Origin of the sequence: Pseudomonas eucalypticola, from assembly GCF_013374995.1 — a bacterium.
Lineage (GTDB): Bacteria > Pseudomonadota > Gammaproteobacteria > Pseudomonadales > Pseudomonadaceae > Aquipseudomonas > Aquipseudomonas eucalypticola.
This window is the reverse complement of sequence record NZ_CP056030.1, coordinates 548,276-565,789: the sequence shown is the minus strand read 5'-3', so window position 1 is coordinate 565,789 and position 17,514 is coordinate 548,276. Positions and strand designations below refer to the sequence as shown.

15 protein-coding genes are annotated in these 17,514 nt (G+C 63.6%); 5 read left to right on the top strand and 10 right to left on the bottom strand.

The window, feature by feature from the left end; translation table 11 throughout:
- Positions 1-26: 26 nt before the first annotated feature.
- Genes HWQ56_RS02590 through HWQ56_RS02580 form a run of 3 tightly spaced genes read left to right on the top strand, consistent with a single transcriptional unit; the run spans position 27 to position 3,027 of the window.
- Complete coding sequence (locus HWQ56_RS02590; RefSeq protein WP_176569719.1) at positions 27-1,202, top strand: NAD(P)/FAD-dependent oxidoreductase; 1,176 nt, start codon at positions 27-29, stop codon at positions 1,200-1,202.
- Positions 1,199-2,011, top strand: coding sequence for an aldo/keto reductase (locus HWQ56_RS02585; protein WP_176569718.1), 813 nt, complete (start codon positions 1,199-1,201; stop codon positions 2,009-2,011). The genes HWQ56_RS02590 and HWQ56_RS02585 overlap by 4 nt, the downstream gene beginning before the upstream one ends.
- 50 nt (positions 2,012-2,061) lie before the next feature.
- On the top strand, positions 2,062-3,027 hold the full coding sequence (locus tag HWQ56_RS02580; protein ID WP_176569717.1) for a metal ABC transporter ATPase: 966 nt from the start codon (positions 2,062-2,064) through the stop codon (positions 3,025-3,027).
- Positions 3,028-3,198: 171 nt separating this feature from the next.
- Here HWQ56_RS02580 and hldE read toward each other — a convergent pair whose 3' ends face one another.
- The 4 genes from hldE to msbA form a co-directional block, all read right to left on the bottom strand.
- Entirely contained in the window at positions 3,199-4,620 is a 1,422-nt protein-coding gene (gene hldE, locus HWQ56_RS02575; RefSeq protein ID WP_176569716.1) for a bifunctional D-glycero-beta-D-manno-heptose-7-phosphate kinase/D-glycero-beta-D-manno-heptose 1-phosphate adenylyltransferase HldE, read from the bottom strand.
- Positions 4,621-4,684: 64 nt separating this feature from the next.
- Positions 4,685-5,296 (bottom strand): adenylyl-sulfate kinase, encoded by a 612-nt coding sequence (gene cysC / locus HWQ56_RS02570; protein WP_158157188.1) that lies wholly within the window; start codon positions 5,294-5,296, stop codon positions 4,685-4,687.
- Entirely contained in the window at positions 5,289-5,993 is a 705-nt protein-coding gene (locus tag HWQ56_RS02565) for a sulfotransferase family 2 domain-containing protein (protein ID WP_176569715.1), read from the bottom strand. Before HWQ56_RS02565 ends, cysC begins: the two co-directional genes overlap by 8 nt.
- Positions 5,994-6,154: 161 nt before the next feature.
- Positions 6,155-7,957 (bottom strand): lipid A export permease/ATP-binding protein MsbA, encoded by a 1,803-nt coding sequence (msbA, locus tag HWQ56_RS02560; protein ID WP_176569714.1) that lies wholly within the window; start codon positions 7,955-7,957, stop codon positions 6,155-6,157.
- Between the two features lie 106 nt (positions 7,958-8,063).
- Between msbA and HWQ56_RS02555 the strand changes: the two genes are divergently transcribed.
- Positions 8,064-8,708 (top strand): phosphotransferase, encoded by a 645-nt coding sequence (locus tag HWQ56_RS02555; protein ID WP_158157182.1) that lies wholly within the window; start codon positions 8,064-8,066, stop codon positions 8,706-8,708.
- Positions 8,709-8,882: 174 nt separating this feature from the next.
- Entirely contained in the window at positions 8,883-9,785 is a 903-nt protein-coding gene (locus tag HWQ56_RS02550) for a glycosyltransferase family 2 protein (protein ID WP_176569713.1), read from the top strand.
- Here HWQ56_RS02550 and HWQ56_RS02545 read toward each other — a convergent pair.
- The 6 genes from HWQ56_RS02545 to HWQ56_RS02520 all read right to left on the bottom strand — a co-directional run bounded on the left by HWQ56_RS02545 (position 9,780) and on the right by HWQ56_RS02520 (position 17,231).
- Positions 9,780-10,985: an O-antigen ligase family protein gene (locus tag HWQ56_RS02545; RefSeq protein ID WP_176569712.1), complete on the bottom strand. Its 1,206-nt coding sequence runs from the start codon at positions 10,983-10,985 to the stop codon at positions 9,780-9,782. The two genes, HWQ56_RS02550 and HWQ56_RS02545, sit on opposite strands and share 6 nt — an antisense overlap.
- A gap of 95 nt (positions 10,986-11,080) precedes the next feature.
- Complete coding sequence (locus HWQ56_RS02540; RefSeq protein WP_158157176.1) at positions 11,081-12,049, bottom strand: glycosyltransferase family protein; 969 nt, start codon at positions 12,047-12,049, stop codon at positions 11,081-11,083.
- Complete coding sequence (locus HWQ56_RS02535) at positions 12,046-13,467, bottom strand: PIG-L deacetylase family protein (protein WP_176569711.1); 1,422 nt, start codon at positions 13,465-13,467, stop codon at positions 12,046-12,048. Before HWQ56_RS02535 ends, HWQ56_RS02540 begins: the two co-directional genes overlap by 4 nt.
- Complete coding sequence (locus HWQ56_RS02530) at positions 13,464-14,360, bottom strand: antimicrobial resistance protein Mig-14 (protein WP_176569710.1); 897 nt, start codon at positions 14,358-14,360, stop codon at positions 13,464-13,466. The genes HWQ56_RS02535 and HWQ56_RS02530 overlap by 4 nt, the downstream gene beginning before the upstream one ends.
- Positions 14,360-15,490 carry a glycosyltransferase gene (locus HWQ56_RS02525; protein ID WP_158157170.1) on the bottom strand — a complete coding sequence of 377 codons (1,131 nt, stop codon included), beginning with the start codon at positions 15,488-15,490 and terminating at the stop codon, positions 14,360-14,362. The genes HWQ56_RS02530 and HWQ56_RS02525 overlap by 1 nt, the downstream gene beginning before the upstream one ends.
- Positions 15,474-17,231 (bottom strand): carbamoyltransferase family protein, encoded by a 1,758-nt coding sequence (locus tag HWQ56_RS02520; protein WP_158157168.1) that lies wholly within the window; start codon positions 17,229-17,231, stop codon positions 15,474-15,476. Before HWQ56_RS02520 ends, HWQ56_RS02525 begins: the two co-directional genes overlap by 17 nt.
- Positions 17,232-17,514 lie beyond the last annotated feature (283 nt).

The following is a 17,514-nucleotide window of genomic DNA, read 5'->3' as shown; positions in this document are numbered from 1 at the left end:
TCTGTTTTCGCCTGTGAGGTTGCTTGATGTCATCCGCTATTTCCACTGACGTGCTGATTGTCGGCGCTGGCGTCGCCGGCCTGTGGCTCAACGCCCGCTTGCGGCGCCTGGGTTATTCGACCGTGCTGGTGGAAAATGCCAGCTTGGGTGGCGGGCAGAGCCTCAAGTCCCAGGGCATCATCCATGGCGGCGCCAAGTACGCCCTGCACGGGGCACTGACCGGCGCCAGCGAGGCCATCGCCGACATGCCGCGACGCTGGCGCGAAGCGTTGGCCGGCACTGGTGAGCTGGACCTCAGTGGCGTGCGCGTGCTGTCCCAGGCCCATTACCTGTGGTCGCCAGGCACCCTGGCGGGCAATCTCACCAGTTTCTTCGCCAGCAAGGCCGTGCGCGGCCGTGTAGACCAGGTCAAAGGCAGCGATTTGCCGCGTGCCTTGCAGGACAAGGCCTTCAAGGGGAAGGTCTACCGCCTGGCGGAATTGGTGGTCGACACCCCCAGCGTGATCGAACGGCTGGCACAGCTGGGCGGTGACGGCCTGCTGGCCGGCGAAACCTTCGAACCTTTGCTACAGAACGGTGAACTGGCCGGCCTGCGTGTCGACGGCCGCGAGATCCGCGCCGGCCGGGTGGTGTTGAGCGCCGGTGCCGGTACGGCCACGTTGTTGCAAGACCTGGGCGTGGACCAGCCCGCCATGCAACGCCGGCCGTTGCACATGATCATCGCCAAGGGTGCCAGCCTCAAGCCGCTGTACGCCCACTGCCTGGGCGGTGGCACCAAGCCGCGCATCACCGTTACGACCCACCCGGCCCACGATGGCCAGTGGGTGTGGTACCTGGGTGGCGACATCGCCGAGGCCGACGGCGTGGCACGCACGCCTGAACAGCAGATTGCCACGGCGCGCAAAGAACTGGGGCAACTTTTGCCGTGGATCGACCTGAGCCAGGTGCAATGGGCCACCTTGCGTGTCGACCGTGCCGAACCGGCACAGTCGGGCCTGGTTCGCCCGGACAATGCGTTCCTGGCTGAGCAAGGCGCCCTGCTGGTGGGCTGGCCCACCAAGCTGGCCCTGGCCCCGGACTTCGCCGACCGCGTGATCGCCAGCCTGGAACGTGACGGCATCAAGCCGGGCCAACACCCCAGCCTGCCCGAACTGCCCCGCCCCGCCCTGGGCCAGGCGCCCTGGGAGCAACTGCTGCCATGACCCTGGCCACCCTGCACGACCTGCACCGCCCCCTGGGCAGCACTGGCCTGAGCGTTTCGCCGCTGGGCCTGGGTACCGTCAAGCTTGGCCGTGACCAAGGGGTGAAGTACCCCAACGGCTTCACCATTCCCGACGACGGGCAGGCCCGTCAACTGCTGGACCAGGCCCGGCAGCTGGGCATCAACCTGATCGACACCGCGCCCGCCTACGGCACCAGCGAAACGCGCCTGGGCCCGCTGTTGCGCGGCCAGCGCCAGGAATGGGTGATCGTCAGCAAGGTGGGCGAAGAATTCGAGGCAGGCCAGTCGCGCTTCGACTTCAGCGCCGAGCACACGCGCTTTTCCGTGGAGCGCAGCCTCCAGCGCCTGGAGACCGATTACATTGACCTGGTGCTGGTGCACTCCGACGGCAACGACCTGCACATTCTCGAACATACGGGTGTGTACGAGGCACTGGCGCGCCTGAAAGAGCAAGGCAAGGTGCGCGGCTTCGGCTTTTCCGGCAAGACCGTGGAAGGTGGCCTCAGGGCGCTGGAGACGGGTGACTGCGCCATGGTCACCTACAATCTCAACGAGCAAGGCGAACGCCCGGTACTGGACTACGCTGCCAGCCATGGCAAGGCGATTCTGGTGAAGAAGGCTCTGGCCAGTGGCCATGCCTGCCTGAGCCCGGGTACCGACCCGGTACGGGCCAGTTTCGAGCTGCTGTTCGCCCACCCCGGCGTGGCCAGTGCTATTGTCGGAACCATCAACCCGTTGCACCTGGCCCATAATGTGACCACCGCAGCCGCTGTCATTCGCGGGAGCTGAAACACCCGGAGCCGCCCACGCGGCCGACCCCGACGCAAGAAGGAGCCGACATGCCGCGTACCCTGATAAGAAAAAACCCCAGCAACTTCAAGACCCTGCCACTGTTCGTCGAAGCCACGCCCGAAGGCTTGAGTTACCAGAGCGTTGGCATGCCGCTGAACTTCGCCCAGACCTTGCAGCGCCGGCGCCAGGTGAGCGTGGAAGACCCCCAGCGTTTTGCCCTGGAATTGGCGAACCTGGGGGTTTCGGTACGCCTGACCCTGACCTGGCAGAACCGTGAGTATTGGGTCTTGGTGCGCCAGCGCCGCCAGGACCGTGGCGATGTGGTGCTCAAGCTGATCTCCGGCTACGTGCCCGCCCATGAAATGAACCTGCCGCTGCTGACCGCGATTCAGGAAGTGGCCGAAGAGTGCTTGCTGGAAACCCCTGAAGGCTGGTTGATCGGCCGCTTCAACGACACCTGGCTGCCGACGCCCTACACCGGCGCACTGCATTACCGGGAGAAACTGCCGTTCAGGTTGCGCCCGCTGTCCGGCGCCGCGTTGCCCGTGCGAACCGGCAGCCTCAACCTGATCGAACGCCCGCGCGCCTATGTGCACCTGCCCACGGCGTCGCTGCAACTGGTGTATGACCTGCGCCTGGAATTGCCCAAGGAAGCCCGCAACCTGAGCCTGTTCCATGTGGATGAACGCTTGGAAAAAGAGCAACTGGTGGCCCGCCTGGACCGCAGCAAACCAGACCTGTACCTGATGCCGCTGAACGAAGGCAAGCCGTGTGCCGAGCTGTACACCCTGAAAAAAGGCCAACTGCACCCAGCCAGTACCCGTGGCCTGTGCCTGGCGGAGAGCTTCGCCCCACAGGAAGGCTGGGTGGTACGGGAAGAGCGAATTCGCTGGAAGGACTGGCTGAACCATCAGGGCCTGGCCGAAGTGCGCAAACCCCGCACCGGCCTGCGCAAACTCACCCACAAGGCCCGGGCACTGCTGCGCCTGGCCCGGGGCAATCTGCACAAATAGCCTACTTGCCGCCCTGCCGTTCGCTGTGGGACCAGGCGAAGCTGGGGAACGCCGCACCGCGGTATGCCTAGAATACCGCGCCGTCTGCTTCCCGAGCTGGCGTCCGGTCCCACAGGGATGGCCTCAATCGCTGGGAGCACCCTGTGGCCGATCCCCATACTGCAAGCAGGTTCAGTTGCTGCGGATTTTCTCGACGATGGCGGTGGTCGAGCTGTTTTCCACCAGCCCCAACACCTTCACGGTACCGCCGTAGGCCTTGACGATGTCAGCGCCCACCACCTGGTCCACCGAGTAATCGCCACCCTTGACCAGCACATCAGGCCGCACATGGGTCAGCAGGTTTTCCGGGGTACCTTCACCGAAGCTGATCACCCAGTCCACCGCGCCCAGGCCCGCCAGCACGGCCATGCGCCGATCGACGCTGTTGATCGGCCGGCCAGGGCCCTTGAGGCGGCTGACCGAGGCATCATCGTTGACCGCCACGATCAGGCGATCGCCCTGGGCACGTGCCTGTTCCAGGTAAGTCACGTGGCCCGCGTGGAGAATGTCGAAGCAGCCGTTGGTAAAGACGATGGTCTCGTTGTGGGCCCGGGCGTCCTCGATCGCCAGTTGCAACTGGTCGAGGCCCAGCACGCCACGCTCCGACCCTTCTTCGCGCTGAATGGCGCGACGCAGTTCCGGGGCGCTGATGGCCGCGGTACCCAGCTTGCCCACCACGATGCCAGCCGCCAGGTTGGCGAGCGCCACAGCGTGGGGCAGTTCCTCGCCAGCGGCGATGGCGGCGGCCAGGGTGGAGATCACCGTGTCGCCGGCACCGGTCACGTCGAACACTTCGCGCGCCCGGGCCGGCAGGTGCAGCGCCGGGTGCTCGGGGCGCAGCAAGGTCATGCCGTGCTCGCCACGGGTTACCAGCAACGCCCCCAGCTCCAGGTCGCTCATGAGCTTGGCACCCTTGGCCACCAGTTCCGACTCATCGGCGCAGCCGCCAACGATGGTCTCGAACTCGCTCAGGTTCGGGGTGATCAGGCTGGCGCCACGGTAAATGGAGAAATCCTTGCCCTTGGGGTCGGCCAGCACCGGAATACCCTTGGCCTTGGCGGCCTGGATCAGCGCCTGGTGGTTCTTCAACGCACCCTTGCCGTAATCAGACAGCACCAGCACCTTGATACCTTCGAGCAGTTCTTCCACATCAGCACCCAGCGCCAGCGGGTCAGTGGCGAAAGGCTCCTCGAAATCGATGCGCAGCAATTGCTGGTGACGGCTCATGACCCGCAGCTTGACGATGGTCGGCTGGTGGGCGATGCGCTGGAAATGGGCACGCACACCGGCGGCCTGCAGGCTGTTGACGAGGCTTTCGGCCGCCTCGTCCTGGCCGGTGACACCCACCAGCGACGCCGGGGCGCCGAGTGCGGCGATGTTCAGGGCAACGTTGGCCGCGCCACCTGGGCGATCCTCGATCTGCTCGACCTTGACCACCGGCACTGGCGCCTCGGGAGAAATCCGTGAGGTACCACCATGCCAATAGCGGTCGAGCATGACATCGCCGACCACCAGGACAGGGGCTTGATCGAATCGCGGCATGGACAACTTCATGGGCAACCCACATACAAATAGACAAGGGCGGGATATTAGCACAGCAGGGGCACCCGCTTCCCGCTCAGGCGATCTGCAGATGGTCGAGCAAGACCTGGGTAGCTTCTTCCACGGACAGGCTTGCGGTATCGATCTCGCATTCGGCGTCAAGGGGCGCTTCGTAGGGGCTGTCCAACCCGGTGAAATCCTTGATCTGCCCGCTTAACGCCTTACTGTAAAGGCCCTTGGGGTCGCGGCGCGCGCAGGCGTCGAACGAGGTGCTTACGTAGACGGACACGAACTGGCCAGCACCGAACAACGCCCTGGCGGCCTCGCGCTCGGCGCGAAAGGGGGAAATCGCCGCGACTATCACCACCAACCCGGCTTCGACCATCAGCCGCGCTACTTCGGCCATGCGCCGCATGTTTTCCTTGCGCGCTACCGCGCCCATGCCCAGGTCTTTGCACAGCCCGCCGCGAACGTTATCGCCGTCCAGGAGAAACGTGTGCAACCCACGCTGGTGCAACTGTATTTCCAGGGCGTTGGCCAGGGTAGATTTGCCAGCGCCGGACAGCCCCGTCAACCAGATACAGCGTGGTTGCTGGCCCTTGATCGCCGCACGTGCGTCGGTGGCGACACTCAGCACCCAAGGCCGGATCTGCGGTGCATGATCCAGCCCAGACAAGGTCTCATTCATAGCCGAGCAGCTCATAGTCACGTTGGTAGGCGCGGCGAACCAGGCGCCGCGTGCGGACGGAACAGAAGTCCCGCGCCTGGGCATGCAGGCGCTGGCGCGACGGGTTTACCCGTGGCAGCTCACGCTCCAGGCCAAAGCGTCCGCACAACTGGCCGAAGTCTTCGCCGATGTTTTCCTGGCGGCCAATGAAATCCATGCGCATGTGCCCCAGCGAGTCGACAAGGAAGTCGGTTTGCGGAGCGAAATGAATCTGCTTGTGCAGGTTGTCGGCATGCAGCCAGTAGCTGACGAACTGGTTGAAATCGGTGTACTGGTTGACCATGGCGTGCGCCGTCTGGTCGCGGTCGTTGGGCGGGTTGCCCTTGAGGTAGGCAAACGCCGAATAGGCACGCTCAAGAGGGTCGCGCACGAAGGCGAACTTGAAGCTGGCGGCAAACTGGCGAGGAAACTGCTGTTCGTACCAGTACAGCGGAATATGGCCCGGGTACCAGCCATCGAACAAGGCAGCACAGACGCTGCTTCCCGCGCACTTGGGCACGTGTATGAACAGGCAGTCGCGCTGGGCGAACGGCTCGGGAAAGCGCAGGTTGGCCGACATGGACTTGTTGACCGCCTGGCGGTCGACGACCGACAGGCGCCCCAGCAGAAAGGATCTCTGGGACTTGGGAAGTAACTTCCAGACGAAACGTTGAAACATTGCGATACCCGTTTGAGTGCGGTGGCCCACGTGGGCTACCCGCGACAGCGAGACTCGACAATAGCAACGCAAGGCTGAAGAAATATTTACCCTTGGTCAACAACGTAAAGGGGGCGACACAAAGGCCGCCCCCAACGTAAGGTCCTGGCTACATGGGGCTGTCAGGTGATGTCGGCGGTCACCGGCTCGTCCAGGCCCATGGCATGCAACTTGGCATAGAAGCCGTTTTGCGCCAGCAACTGATCGTGGGTACCGCGCTCCACGATCTGGCCCTGGTCCATCACCAGAATCAGGTCGGCCTTCTCGATGGTCGACAGGCGGTGGGCGATGACCAGGGTGGTACGGCCTTTCATGACCTGGTCCAATGCTGCCTGGATATGCCGCTCGGACTCGGTATCAAGGGCCGAAGTGGCCTCGTCCAGAATCAGCAACGGCGCATTCTTGAGCAGCGCACGGGCAATGGCCAGGCGCTGGCGCTGGCCGCCGGACAGCAGCACCCCGTTCTCACCCACCTGGGTATCGAAACCGTTGGGCAGTTGCTGCACGAAATCCATGGCATAGGCGTCGGCCGCGGCCTTCTCGATGTCAGCGCGCGGCGCGCCGGCCAGGTCACCGTAGGCGATGTTGTTGGCCACGGTGTCGCTGAACAGGGTCACGTGCTGGGTCACCTGGGCGATGTGACGGCGCAGGTTGATCAGCTTGAAGTCTTCCACCTCCACACCGTCGATCAGAATCTCGCCATCGGTGTGGTGATAGAAGCGCGGGATCAGGCTGGCGAGGGTCGACTTGCCGCTGCCCGAACGCCCCACCAGCGCCACCATCTGCCCAGGTTCCACGGTGAAGCTGATGTTATCCAGCACCCGGCGCTCGCTGTCGGGGTAGGTAAAGCTCAGGTTGCGCACTTCCAGGCGGCCGCTGACGCGATCGCGCTCCACGGTGCCGTTGTCCACTTCCGGCTCTTCGTCCAACTGCTCGAAGATGCTCTCGGCGCCGGCGACACCCTTCTGAATGGTGGAGCTGACTTCCGACAACTGCCGGATAGGCTTGGGCAACAGGCCCGCCAGGGTGATGTAGGCGATCATGTCGCCCGGCGATGCGTCGCCGCGCAGCAGCAGCACCAGGAACATCAGCACCGCCATGGCGGTGTAGATCACCAGTTGCAGCAGAGGCGTATAGATGGAGCCGGTGCGGGTCATGCGCAGCTGCTTGTCGGTGTTGCTCTGGCTGGCGTTGAAGAACCGCTCGCGCTCGAACGTCTCGCCGCCGAAGCTGCGCACCACGCGGTAGCCCTGGATGGTTTCGGAAGCCACATGGGTAACGTCGCCCATGGCCACCTGGATCTTTTTGCTCTGCTTGCGGAATTTGCTGCTGGCGGTACGCACCATCACCGCGATCAGCGGCAGGATAGCGACCATGACCAGGGTCAGGCGCCAGTTCATCAGTAACAGCGAGCCGAACAGGAACACCACGGTCATGCCCTCGCGGATCACTACCTTGATGGCGTCGGTGGCCGCGCCCGTGACCATGGTCACGTTGAAGGTGATGCGCGAGATCAGGCGTCCGGAGTTGTTCTGATCGAAATAGCGATTGGGCAGGGTCAGCAGGTTGTTGAACAACTGAATGCGCAGGTCCTGCACCAGGCCCAGGGAAACCTTGGCCAGGAAGTAGTTGCCCAGGTATGACCCCAGCCCCTGCCAGGCCGCGATCAGGATGATCAGCAGCGGCACCGCCTGCAGCAGGCGCAGGTCGCGCAGATACGGCACGGTGGGGAACAGCGAGGCATTGGGGTTGGTCAGGCCGTCGACGAAATACTTGAGGATGTAGCCCAGCATCGGTTGCGTGGAGGCAAAGATGAGGAAGCCTACGATGCTCAAGGCGAAAATACCCACATACGGCCGCATGTAGGACAGCAGGCGCAGGTAGATCTTGAGGCTGGACGGTTCGGCTTTTTCTGAATGACTCATAAAAATCTGCACGTACAAGAGAACGGAAATACTACCACAGGGGCGGCGGGTTAAGCGTATGGGGGCCAGCTGGGGTATGATAGCCGGCTATTTTCAGGGGGCCGGCATGCAAACACTCGACTACGCGGACTATCAGGTTCTTCGCCAGGGCGCCCGGGTCATCGAAGCCGACGGTCACGGCGACAAGGTTCTGCTGCTGCCCAATGGCAACTTCCTCAAGTTGTTTCGCCGCAAGCGCGTGATCACCTCGGCAGCGCTGTTTCCCTATGCCCGCCGCTTCGCCAGCAATACCCTGGCGCTGCGCAAACGCGGCATCCCCTGCCCGCAGATCCTGGGCACCTACCGGGTAGCCGAGATAGAACGCGACGTGGTGCATTACGCGCCGCTGCCCGGCCAGACCCTGCGCCAGCTGATCACGGGCGACGTCCCGCCGCCGCGAGCGCTGCTGACCCAGTTCGCCCGGTTCGTCGCGCAGTTGCATGAACGTGGGGTGTACTTCCGCTCGCTGCACCTGGGCAACGTGGTGATGACGCCACAGAACGAATTGGGCCTGATCGACATCGCCGACCTGCGTACCTATCCCTGGATCCTGCGCAAGAGTCTGTGCCTGCGCAACTTCCAGCACATGCTGCGCTATGAGGAAGATCGCCAGTGGCTGTTGCAGGACGGCGGTGTACCCTTTCTCGACGCCTACGCCCGCCATGCGCCGCAAAAATGGAGCAGTGAACAACTGGCCCAACGCCTGGTCTGACCTGCCAGGCGGGGATGCATTCAACTTGATCCCATGGCAAGATCGTGGAAACGGTGCGCTCGGCCTGTGAACGCCCCCTTCAATTGACAACAGCCACCTTAGGTGATGTCAGCGACACTTGTCTCAATGGATGCTGTCGCGCGTCTGCACGAGAATTCTGCACAAGGCCACTCTATGACTGCACCGACCCATGATCAGCCGCTAGTGACAGTTCTCATCGCGTGCTACAACCACGCGGCCTATGTAGAGGCCAGCATCATGAGCGTGCTGAACCAGACCTACCCCAACATAGAGTTGCTGGTCATCGACGACGGTTCACAGGACGACAGCGTAACCGTGCTCAGCGCGCTGCAGGCTCGCCATGGCTTCGACCTTCAGGTGCAGGAAAATCAGGGGCTGTCGCGCACGCTCAACGCCGGTATCGCCCGCGCCCGTGGCACGCTGATCGTGCCGTTCGGTTCCGATGACATCATGCTGCCCCACCGCATCGCCACCCAGGTCAGTTACCTGGCCGAAAAGCCGGAAGTGGGGGCCTGCTCGGCCAACGTTGAAACCATCGACCACCACGGCCAGGTGATGGGCGCTCGCGAGCAGCGCCACCGCGACCTGCCTTTCCGGCGCCTGGAGTTCGATGACCTGTTCCTGGGCCGCAAGCCGGGCCCCAGCGCCGCCACGCTGATGTTCCGCCGCGAGGCGCTGCAGCGGGTGGGGGGATTCAACCCCGAGATTCGCCTGGAAGACATCTACATCACCCTGGCCATTCTGCGCGCCGGCTACTACATAGACGTGCTGGGCGAAGTATTGGCGCAGTACCGCGACCACCCCACCAATACCTTCAAGAATGGCCGCTTCATGATCGACAACGTTCTGCGCACCTATGCAGAATTCAGCGACCACCCGGACTACGAACGGGTGTGCATGCGCTTTCGCAACTCGATGTTTCTCAAGTTCGCCAAGAACAACAAACCCCTGGCGCGCGAAACCCTCAAGCAGATCCCGCTCCGCCACTGGAACCGCAAGACCGTGCGCGGCCTGTTCAGGCTACTGGCGCCCCGCCCCCCTCAGCACCCTTCATGACCCGTGCGGCTGGCGCGCCTTCAGGTGCAGTGCCAGCGCACGACCATACACCATCGCCATGGGAATCCAGATCAGGAACCAGTGTTCCTTTGGTCGCGAGAAGAATGCATTGCCCTCGGTAAGGCCTGCGGCGAAGCCATAGACCAGCCACGTACTGGCAATGACCATCAGCGGATCGTGGCGCAACTGCCAGCACCAGCGCGCCGCGGCCCCGTAAAGCCCCAGCCATAGCACCAGGCCCACGATACCAGCCGAATACAGCACACCCAGCTCGATATTGTGCGGGTCGGCAAAGGTGACGTTTTGCAGTTCCGGGATGCTCACGGTCATGGAGGTACCATACCCATAACCCAGCAGCGGCTTGAGGCTGATCTGGTGCAGGGACTCGGCCCAGATGGATGGCCGGTAAGACACTCCGCGCTGAGTGATCTGCGCCGGGTCGACTGCCAGCAGCACCAGCAGCAAAGCGGCCACCAGGCCCACCAGCAGTAACGCACGGCGGCGATTGCCAACCACCAGAAGCCATAGCACCGCGGCGCTGAGCCCGACCATGGGCGTACGCGAACCCGTGGCCAGGATAGCCGCACCCAGCGCCGCCAGGCACAGCAGCGACAGCGCATCGAGCATCCGCGGCGCCAGCATCCAGCTTGCCAGCCAGTAGGCGGCGAACGCCCCCAGGACGTGGGCAGTGAGCAATGGATTTTCCAGCGCCCCGTATCCGGTCAGGCGGCCATCGATGGGCCGCGGCGCCCACATGAACCATAGCAGCGAACCGACCGCGCACACCGCTGCCAGTACCGCTGCGGCCCGAGTGCTGAGAATGAAGCGCGGGGCGTCGACATGGTTCATCAACCCCGCCGAGAACAGCAACAACCCCAGGTAGAAGGGGCGCTTGAAACCATCATCGAAACCATCGATGCCGGTGGCCCAGAACTGGCTGATGAAGATGTAGACGCTGAACAGCACGAAGGCGATGAACAGGCTGTTGCCGGCCAATGGCTTCAGCAGGCCGGGGCGCAAGACCACCACCACCAGGGTCGGCAATGCCAGCAGTACATAGAACAGGGTATGCACGGCGGAGCGGTTACCCACCCAGAACAGGCTGGTGAGCAGCATGACCCAGCCCAGCGGCAGCACGTACTGAATCAACAGCTCACAGATACGCCGGTTGGCCGGCAGCGACGGTACAAGGGTAGACATCCGTATTCTCGAGTCCTTTAGCCATGCAGGCCGGGGGCCGCAAAAAAGGCATGACGAGTGAATCTGCACCCTCATGCCCGTTTGTTCAAATGAAACTAGCCAGCCAGTGCTCGACGCAGCCGCAGCCACCACTCGCCAAGGCCGCCGCGCAGCGCCGCCGGGCGCAGCGCGGGGCGCATGGCTTCGACGATCTGCTCACCGATACGCGCGAAGCTGTACTGGCTTTGCACCAACTGCTGGCCGTTAAGGGCGATACGCCGGGCAAGCTGCGGGTCGGCGCGCAGCACCGCGAGCTTCTCCTGCAACTGCTCTACGCTGCGGTACAGCACCAGGTTATGCATGTCGACGAAGCCCAGGGCCTGGTTCTCTACCTCACCCTGGTCCCATGCCAGCAGTACGCAACCGCACGCCATGGCCTCGAAATTCTTGATCATGTACTCGCCCATGCCGACATCGGCACCGACGAAGAAACGTATGCGGTTGAGGGTATTGAGGTAGTCCTCACCGGACTTGGTACGCGTCACCAGCAGGTTCTCGCGCGCGCCCAATTCGTCCAGCAGCACTTTGCGGCCACTGTAGGCGACGCTGTTGGTACTGCCGACGAAGGCCAGTTCGATATCGCGCTCGGCACCCAGGTCGCGCAGCAGCGTCTGGTCGTAGCCCTTGGCGACGAACACGGCGTCAACACCCTCTTGACGCAACCGTTCGGTGACCTGGAAACCCGAACTGATCACCCGCGCCCAGGGAATGTTGCGGTAGTGGCGGCTGAATTTGCCGGTGTACTTGCAGTCGATGTAATTCTGGTAGGCGTCGTGCTCCAGAATCACCAGGTTCGGTACGCTCCGAATGAACGCCACCTGCCGGACTTCCTGCTTGAAACGCAGGAAAAACAGGATGCGGTCGTACTGGCTTGCGTTCACCTCGCGACGAAAATAGCCACGCAGGTCACGCTGGTCGGCACTGTCCAGCCATCGCAGGTCGCATTCACAGTGCTCGGCCACGGCCTGATAAAGGCGATCGAGGATCACCCGCTGCTCTTTCTGTACCAGGAACAGCACCTTCATTCTTTACTCCGCGACGGCGAATCGATCCAAAACAGCTCATGGCGGCGCACGGCCTTGCGCATGAATTCATTCTCGCCATAGGGCGGCCAGCGCCTGCCGGCCAGGCACTGCTGCAGCCAGCGCCGCAGGCGGCGCTTGAAGGGCGGGGCCGGCTGCAAGTCATGCATCATGCCCAAGGCCATGGCCTTGTCCACCTGGGTGGCGGGTGTCAGCTCCAGGCTGCAGGGGACCATGACCTGCGAACCATCAAAAAAAGGTGGCAGGCTGACGCCCGCGTGGGCATCGCCCATGGGCCATCGGTCATTGTCGTGCAGGTGGTTGGCATAGCCCAGTATCAGTTCAGGTTGCCAGGACGAGCCGTGCAACGCTTCCTTCACCGCCGCCTGGGAGCAGATGTGGTCCGGGTGCGGGTCGATGGCCGGGTGCGGCATCACCAGCACTTCGGGGCGGGCCAGTTCCAGCACCGCACGCAGGTCAGCCAGCAGGTTGTTCCAGCTGGGCACGCCGTCGGCATCGCCTGGCAACTGCACACGGTTGTACTGCCGAAACAGCCGGGTATCGGCCAGGTCGGCTTCCCGCGAGCCAATGGCCTGGTCGGGCGCGGCCTGCATCGCCGGCAACTGCAGGCAGAAATAACCCAGCTGCACGCACCGCTCCTGCGCTACACCAGCCCAGGCAGGCACGGCGATACTGTCCCAGGCCCGCAGCCGACCTTTGAGCCGTGCAGCCTCAGCCTTGGGCATACCCATGGCCTGGTAATGTTCGGCTTCGATTTCGCCAGCCGTGAGGGTGACGATCCAGCTATCAGCCTGGCCGTACAGCCCGAAAGCGGCCAACTCGGCGTCGTCGGCGTGGGGGGCGATGACCATCACCCGGCGGTTGCGCAGTTCGGGGTGGCGCCACAGCCACAGGCGCGGCTCCCCAACCAGGCGGCAATGGCGCCCACGCAGTTGCAGGTCGCCTGCCGACAGGGCCGCGCCGAAACTGCTCAGGTTCAGGTAGCGCAGGCCATTGGCGCCGCGTTCGAACGCCTGACGATCGACCTGGCCAGCAGCGCTGATTTCCACCACGGGGTCGACGAACCGGCCCAGCCAGCCTGCCTTGACCCGCATGGCCAGGATCAGCGTCTCGCTCCCTGCCAGCGCCAGGGCGTCGTTCACGCGCAAGCGGCCATCGGTAAGGGTTACCCCCGGCTGCAGTGCCTGAGCACCGAAGTTGTACTGGTAATCATCGCTCGGGTCATAGAAGAGGTGGTCGGCAAACCAGGCCTCGTGGGCGACCCAGGCCAGCACGGCCAGCAGCGGCGCCAGCCACCCCTTCACCAGCACGCCCAGCAGCACCAACACCACCAGCCCGGCCAGCAGGGCCAGGCGCTTGTTGCGACGATGACGCTTGAGTAGCTGCTGTTTTCGGCTCAAAGCTGGAATACCGGTACCGGGTTGCACCAGCGGTCCTTGTACTCGCGGTCGGCGCGACCGAAGGAGAACCGCAATGCCTTGCCAAGGGTTCGGGCATCTTCCCATGCGGCCTGGGTGTTGAGGAAGCTCAGCACGCTGCCAGGGCTGAACGCCCGGTTTTGTGGGTCGACGCCACCATTGATGTATTCGACGCTGACCCACTCAGGGGCTTCGACGCGGTAGACCAGTTGAATGGCGATGGGCGCGTCGTTCAGAAACAGCACCGAGCCGATCAACAGCTCGCGAAGCAAGTGCACCACTTCGGCCATGTGCTCGGCGCCGGTGGCGGGGAATTCCCAGCGGCGCTGAAACAGGTCGCAATACATCGCCGCCACCTCGCTGCTACTGAAGTCGCTGATTGGGCGCACCACCCCGCCCGCCTCTTCCAGCAGGCGCAGTTCGCGCCGCTGGTTGTAGCGGAATTTCTTCGACAGGTCTTCCGGCGCTCGGGCCATGGCCAGTGATTCAGCCTGGGGCTTGAGATCGGCAAAACGCCCCTGATTGAGTTCCGACAGGTAGCGCCCGGCATGGCGCAGGGGCGCCTGTGCATCGGGCGCCGCCGGCAGGATCAGTTCGGCATTGCCCAGGTCGAACAGGCCTTTCTTGCCAGCGCGCTTGAGTACGTCCTTGGACAGGGCCAGGGCGCGGCCCCAGGTGGGGATGGCCGCCTTGAGCTCGCCGTTGTGCTCCCAGCCCAGGTAGCGCACCGGAATACCCGCCAGGCCGGCCAAGCGTTCCACTACCAGCGGGTGGGTAGCCACGCTACCGCCAAAACGCTGCCAGACCTGTGCGTAGGTGGCAGCGTCGATCTGGGACCAGCCGCGTTCACGCCAGCCTTGAAAACGGTTAAGCATCAAGCCTCCGCAATGATATCGGTGACTTGCGGCAGGCGCCAGAAAGTCTCGCTGACAGCCTGGTCCGAGAAACGCTCGGCCAGGCGCTGCAACATCAGTTCGGCACACGCCTGGCGTTGCTCGGCATCCAGGGTCGACAGGTGTACCAGGGCCTGGGCCAGGTGTTCGGCATCGCCGAACGGGAACAGGATGCCCACGCCCTCCACGACCTCCTTGGCTCCGCCACAGGCCGTGGCCAGCAGCGGCACGCCGGCGGCCATGGCCTCCAGCAGCACCATGCCGAACGGCTCGTTGTCGGAGCTCAGGGCGAATACGTCGAAGGCCCGGAAGTAACGGCGCGCCTCGGGCACCTGGCCCAGGAAGCGCACGCGCTCGCTGATGCCCAGTTCGGTGGCGAGCTCCTTGAGGTCCTGTTCCAGCCGGCCCGATCCCATGATCGCCAGCAGCGCATTGGCAGGCAAGGCCGGCAGCGCCTGAGCGAAACCACGCAACAGGGTCGCCTGGTCCTTGTCGGGGTGCAGGCGACCGACGTTACCGACCACCCAGGCGTCGGCGTCGAGCTTGAGCGCCTGGCGCGCTTGCTCGGCGGGCCACTGGCTGGCCTGCAGCGCCGCCACGTCAATGCGGTTATACAGGGTACGGATGCGCCCGGTCGGCCACTTGGGCAGGCAACGGCGCAGGTCGTCGCGCACCGCGTCCGACACCCCCAGCAGGCTCAAGCGCTTGCGGAACAGGTGGGCGAACAGCTTGCGCGAGCGGCGCTCGTAGTCACCAAAGGCGTGGTGCACACCGATCACCGGCAGGTCGGTGGCCAGCAGGCTGATGTAGATGGGTTTGAAGCGGTGGGCGATGCAGAAGCTGAAATCGCGGCTGGCAGCGATCTTGCGCAGGTCACGGATGGCGCCCAGTTTCAGGCCACGAACGGCCTTGGAGCTGTATTCCAGGAACAGCACTTCATCGCTGGCACAGCCGGCCGCTACCTGAGGGTCGGCGACCCCGGTCAGGAAGACCGTGGTCACACGATAGCCGGTACCGGCGAACAGGCTGGCGTACTGCCGTGCGCAGTCCAAAAACGGCCCGTCATAGCCGTGGCAGAACTGCAGCACATGGCGCTCAGCCGAGCGTGTCATAAGCGTTCGCGCCGTCTTTGACCACCAGGATGTCTTCCATGATCAGGTATTGCAGATCGGAACCGAAGAACATGTTCAGGGCGTCGGTAGGCGAGCAGATCATCGGCTCGCCACGGCGGTTGAGCGAGGTGTTCAGTGACACACCGTTGCCGGTCAGGTCCTCGAGGGCCTTCATCATGTCGTAATAGCGCGGGTTGTATTCGCGCTTGAGCACCTGGGCGCGAGACGTACCGTCCTCGTGCACCACTTCCGGCACGCGGGTCTTCCACTCTTCAGCCACTTCGAAAGTGAAGGTCATGAAGGGGGCCGGGTGATCGATCTTGATCATCTGCGGGGCCACGGTGTCGAGCATCGACGGGCAGAAAGGCCTCCAGCGCTCGCGGAACTTGATCTGGTGGTTGATGCGGTCAGCCACGCCTTCGACGCTTGGGCAACCGATGATCGAACGACCGCCCAGCGCACGCGGGCCGAATTCCATGCGGCCCTGGAACCAGGCCACCGGGTTGCCGTCGACCATGATCCTGGCAATGCTCTCGGGCATGTTTTCCAGCTTGCGGAACGTTGGCTTGCTGGGGTGGCGGGCACAGGCGGCGATCACGTCTTCGTTGCTGTACGCTGGGCCGAGGTAGACGTGCTCCATCTTTTCCACCGGCACGCCACGGGCGTGGGACACGTAGGCAGCAGCGCCCACCGCGGTACCGGCATCGCCCGACGCAGGCTGCACGAACAGTTCCTTCACGTCGTTGCGCGCGATGATCTTCTGGTTCAGCTTGACGTTCAGGGCGCAACCGCCGGCGAACGCCAGCTTGCCGCTTTCCTTGAGCACGTCGCCCAGGTAGTAATCGATCATCTGCAACGCCAGCTTCTCGAACAGCGCCTGCATGCTGGCCGCGTAGTGAATGTACGGCTCGTCGGCGATGTCGCCTTCGCGTTTCGGGCCCAGCCATTCGATCAGCTTGGGCGAGAAGTAGAAACCCTTGCCTTTCTCTTTATAACGGCGCAGGCCGATGACGTTGGCGTAGTCGGTGTTGATCACCAACTCGCCGTTCTCAAAGCTGGCCAGGCGCGAGAAGTCATACTTGCTGGCGTCGCCATACGGCGCCATGCCCATGACCTTGAACTCGCCATCCAGCATCTCGAAGCCCAGGAATTCGGTGATGGCGCCGTACAGGCCGCCCAGGGAATCCGGGTCGAAGAACTCCTTGATCTTGTGGATCTTGCCGTTTTCGCCGTAGCCGAAGAACGTGGTGGCGTACTCGCCCTTGCCGTCGATACCCAGGATCGCGGTTTTTTCCTTGAAACCCGAGCAGTGGTAGGCACTGGAAGCGTGCGCCAGGTGGTGCTCCACCGGCTCGATCTTGATCTTTTTCGGGTCGAAGCCCAGTTGCTCCAGGCACCAGACGATCTTGTTGCGGTAGCGCTTGTAGCGGCGGTTACCCATCAGCAGCGCGTCGAGGGCACGATCCGGGGCGTACCAGTAGCGCTTGGCATAGTGCCAGCGGGCCTTGCCGAACAAGCTGATGGGGGCAAAGGGAATCGCCACCACGTCAACGTCCGAAGGCTTGATGCCAGCCTGCTCCAGGCAGAACTTCGCCGATTCGTAGGGCATGCGGTTCTTTGCATGTTTATCGCGAACGAAGCGCTCTTCTTCGGCGGCCGCGATCAGCTTGCCGTCGATGTACAGGGCTGCGGAAGGATCATGGCTAAGGGCGCCGGACAGGCCAAGAATCGTCAATGCCAAGGGTCTAGCCTCTTTAAACGGAATATGTGCGCCGAGGGCCATGGGGCTGTCGGCGGCGAAAGGGCGGGATTATAGCGCATTCCGGCGGGGGGCTGCATATGGGGGCGAGGGCGCGCGGGACGGGTTGCCAGGTCTTGCGCACGCAGCCCCGAACCGCGCCCCGTCACCGTGGCACTGGTAGGGCTGTACGGTATCGATCACGGGCCAGGGATCATCGTTGTCCACGGGAGGTTCGCGCACGATGCACCCACTCACCAATAACGCTGCACACAGCGGCAATAGC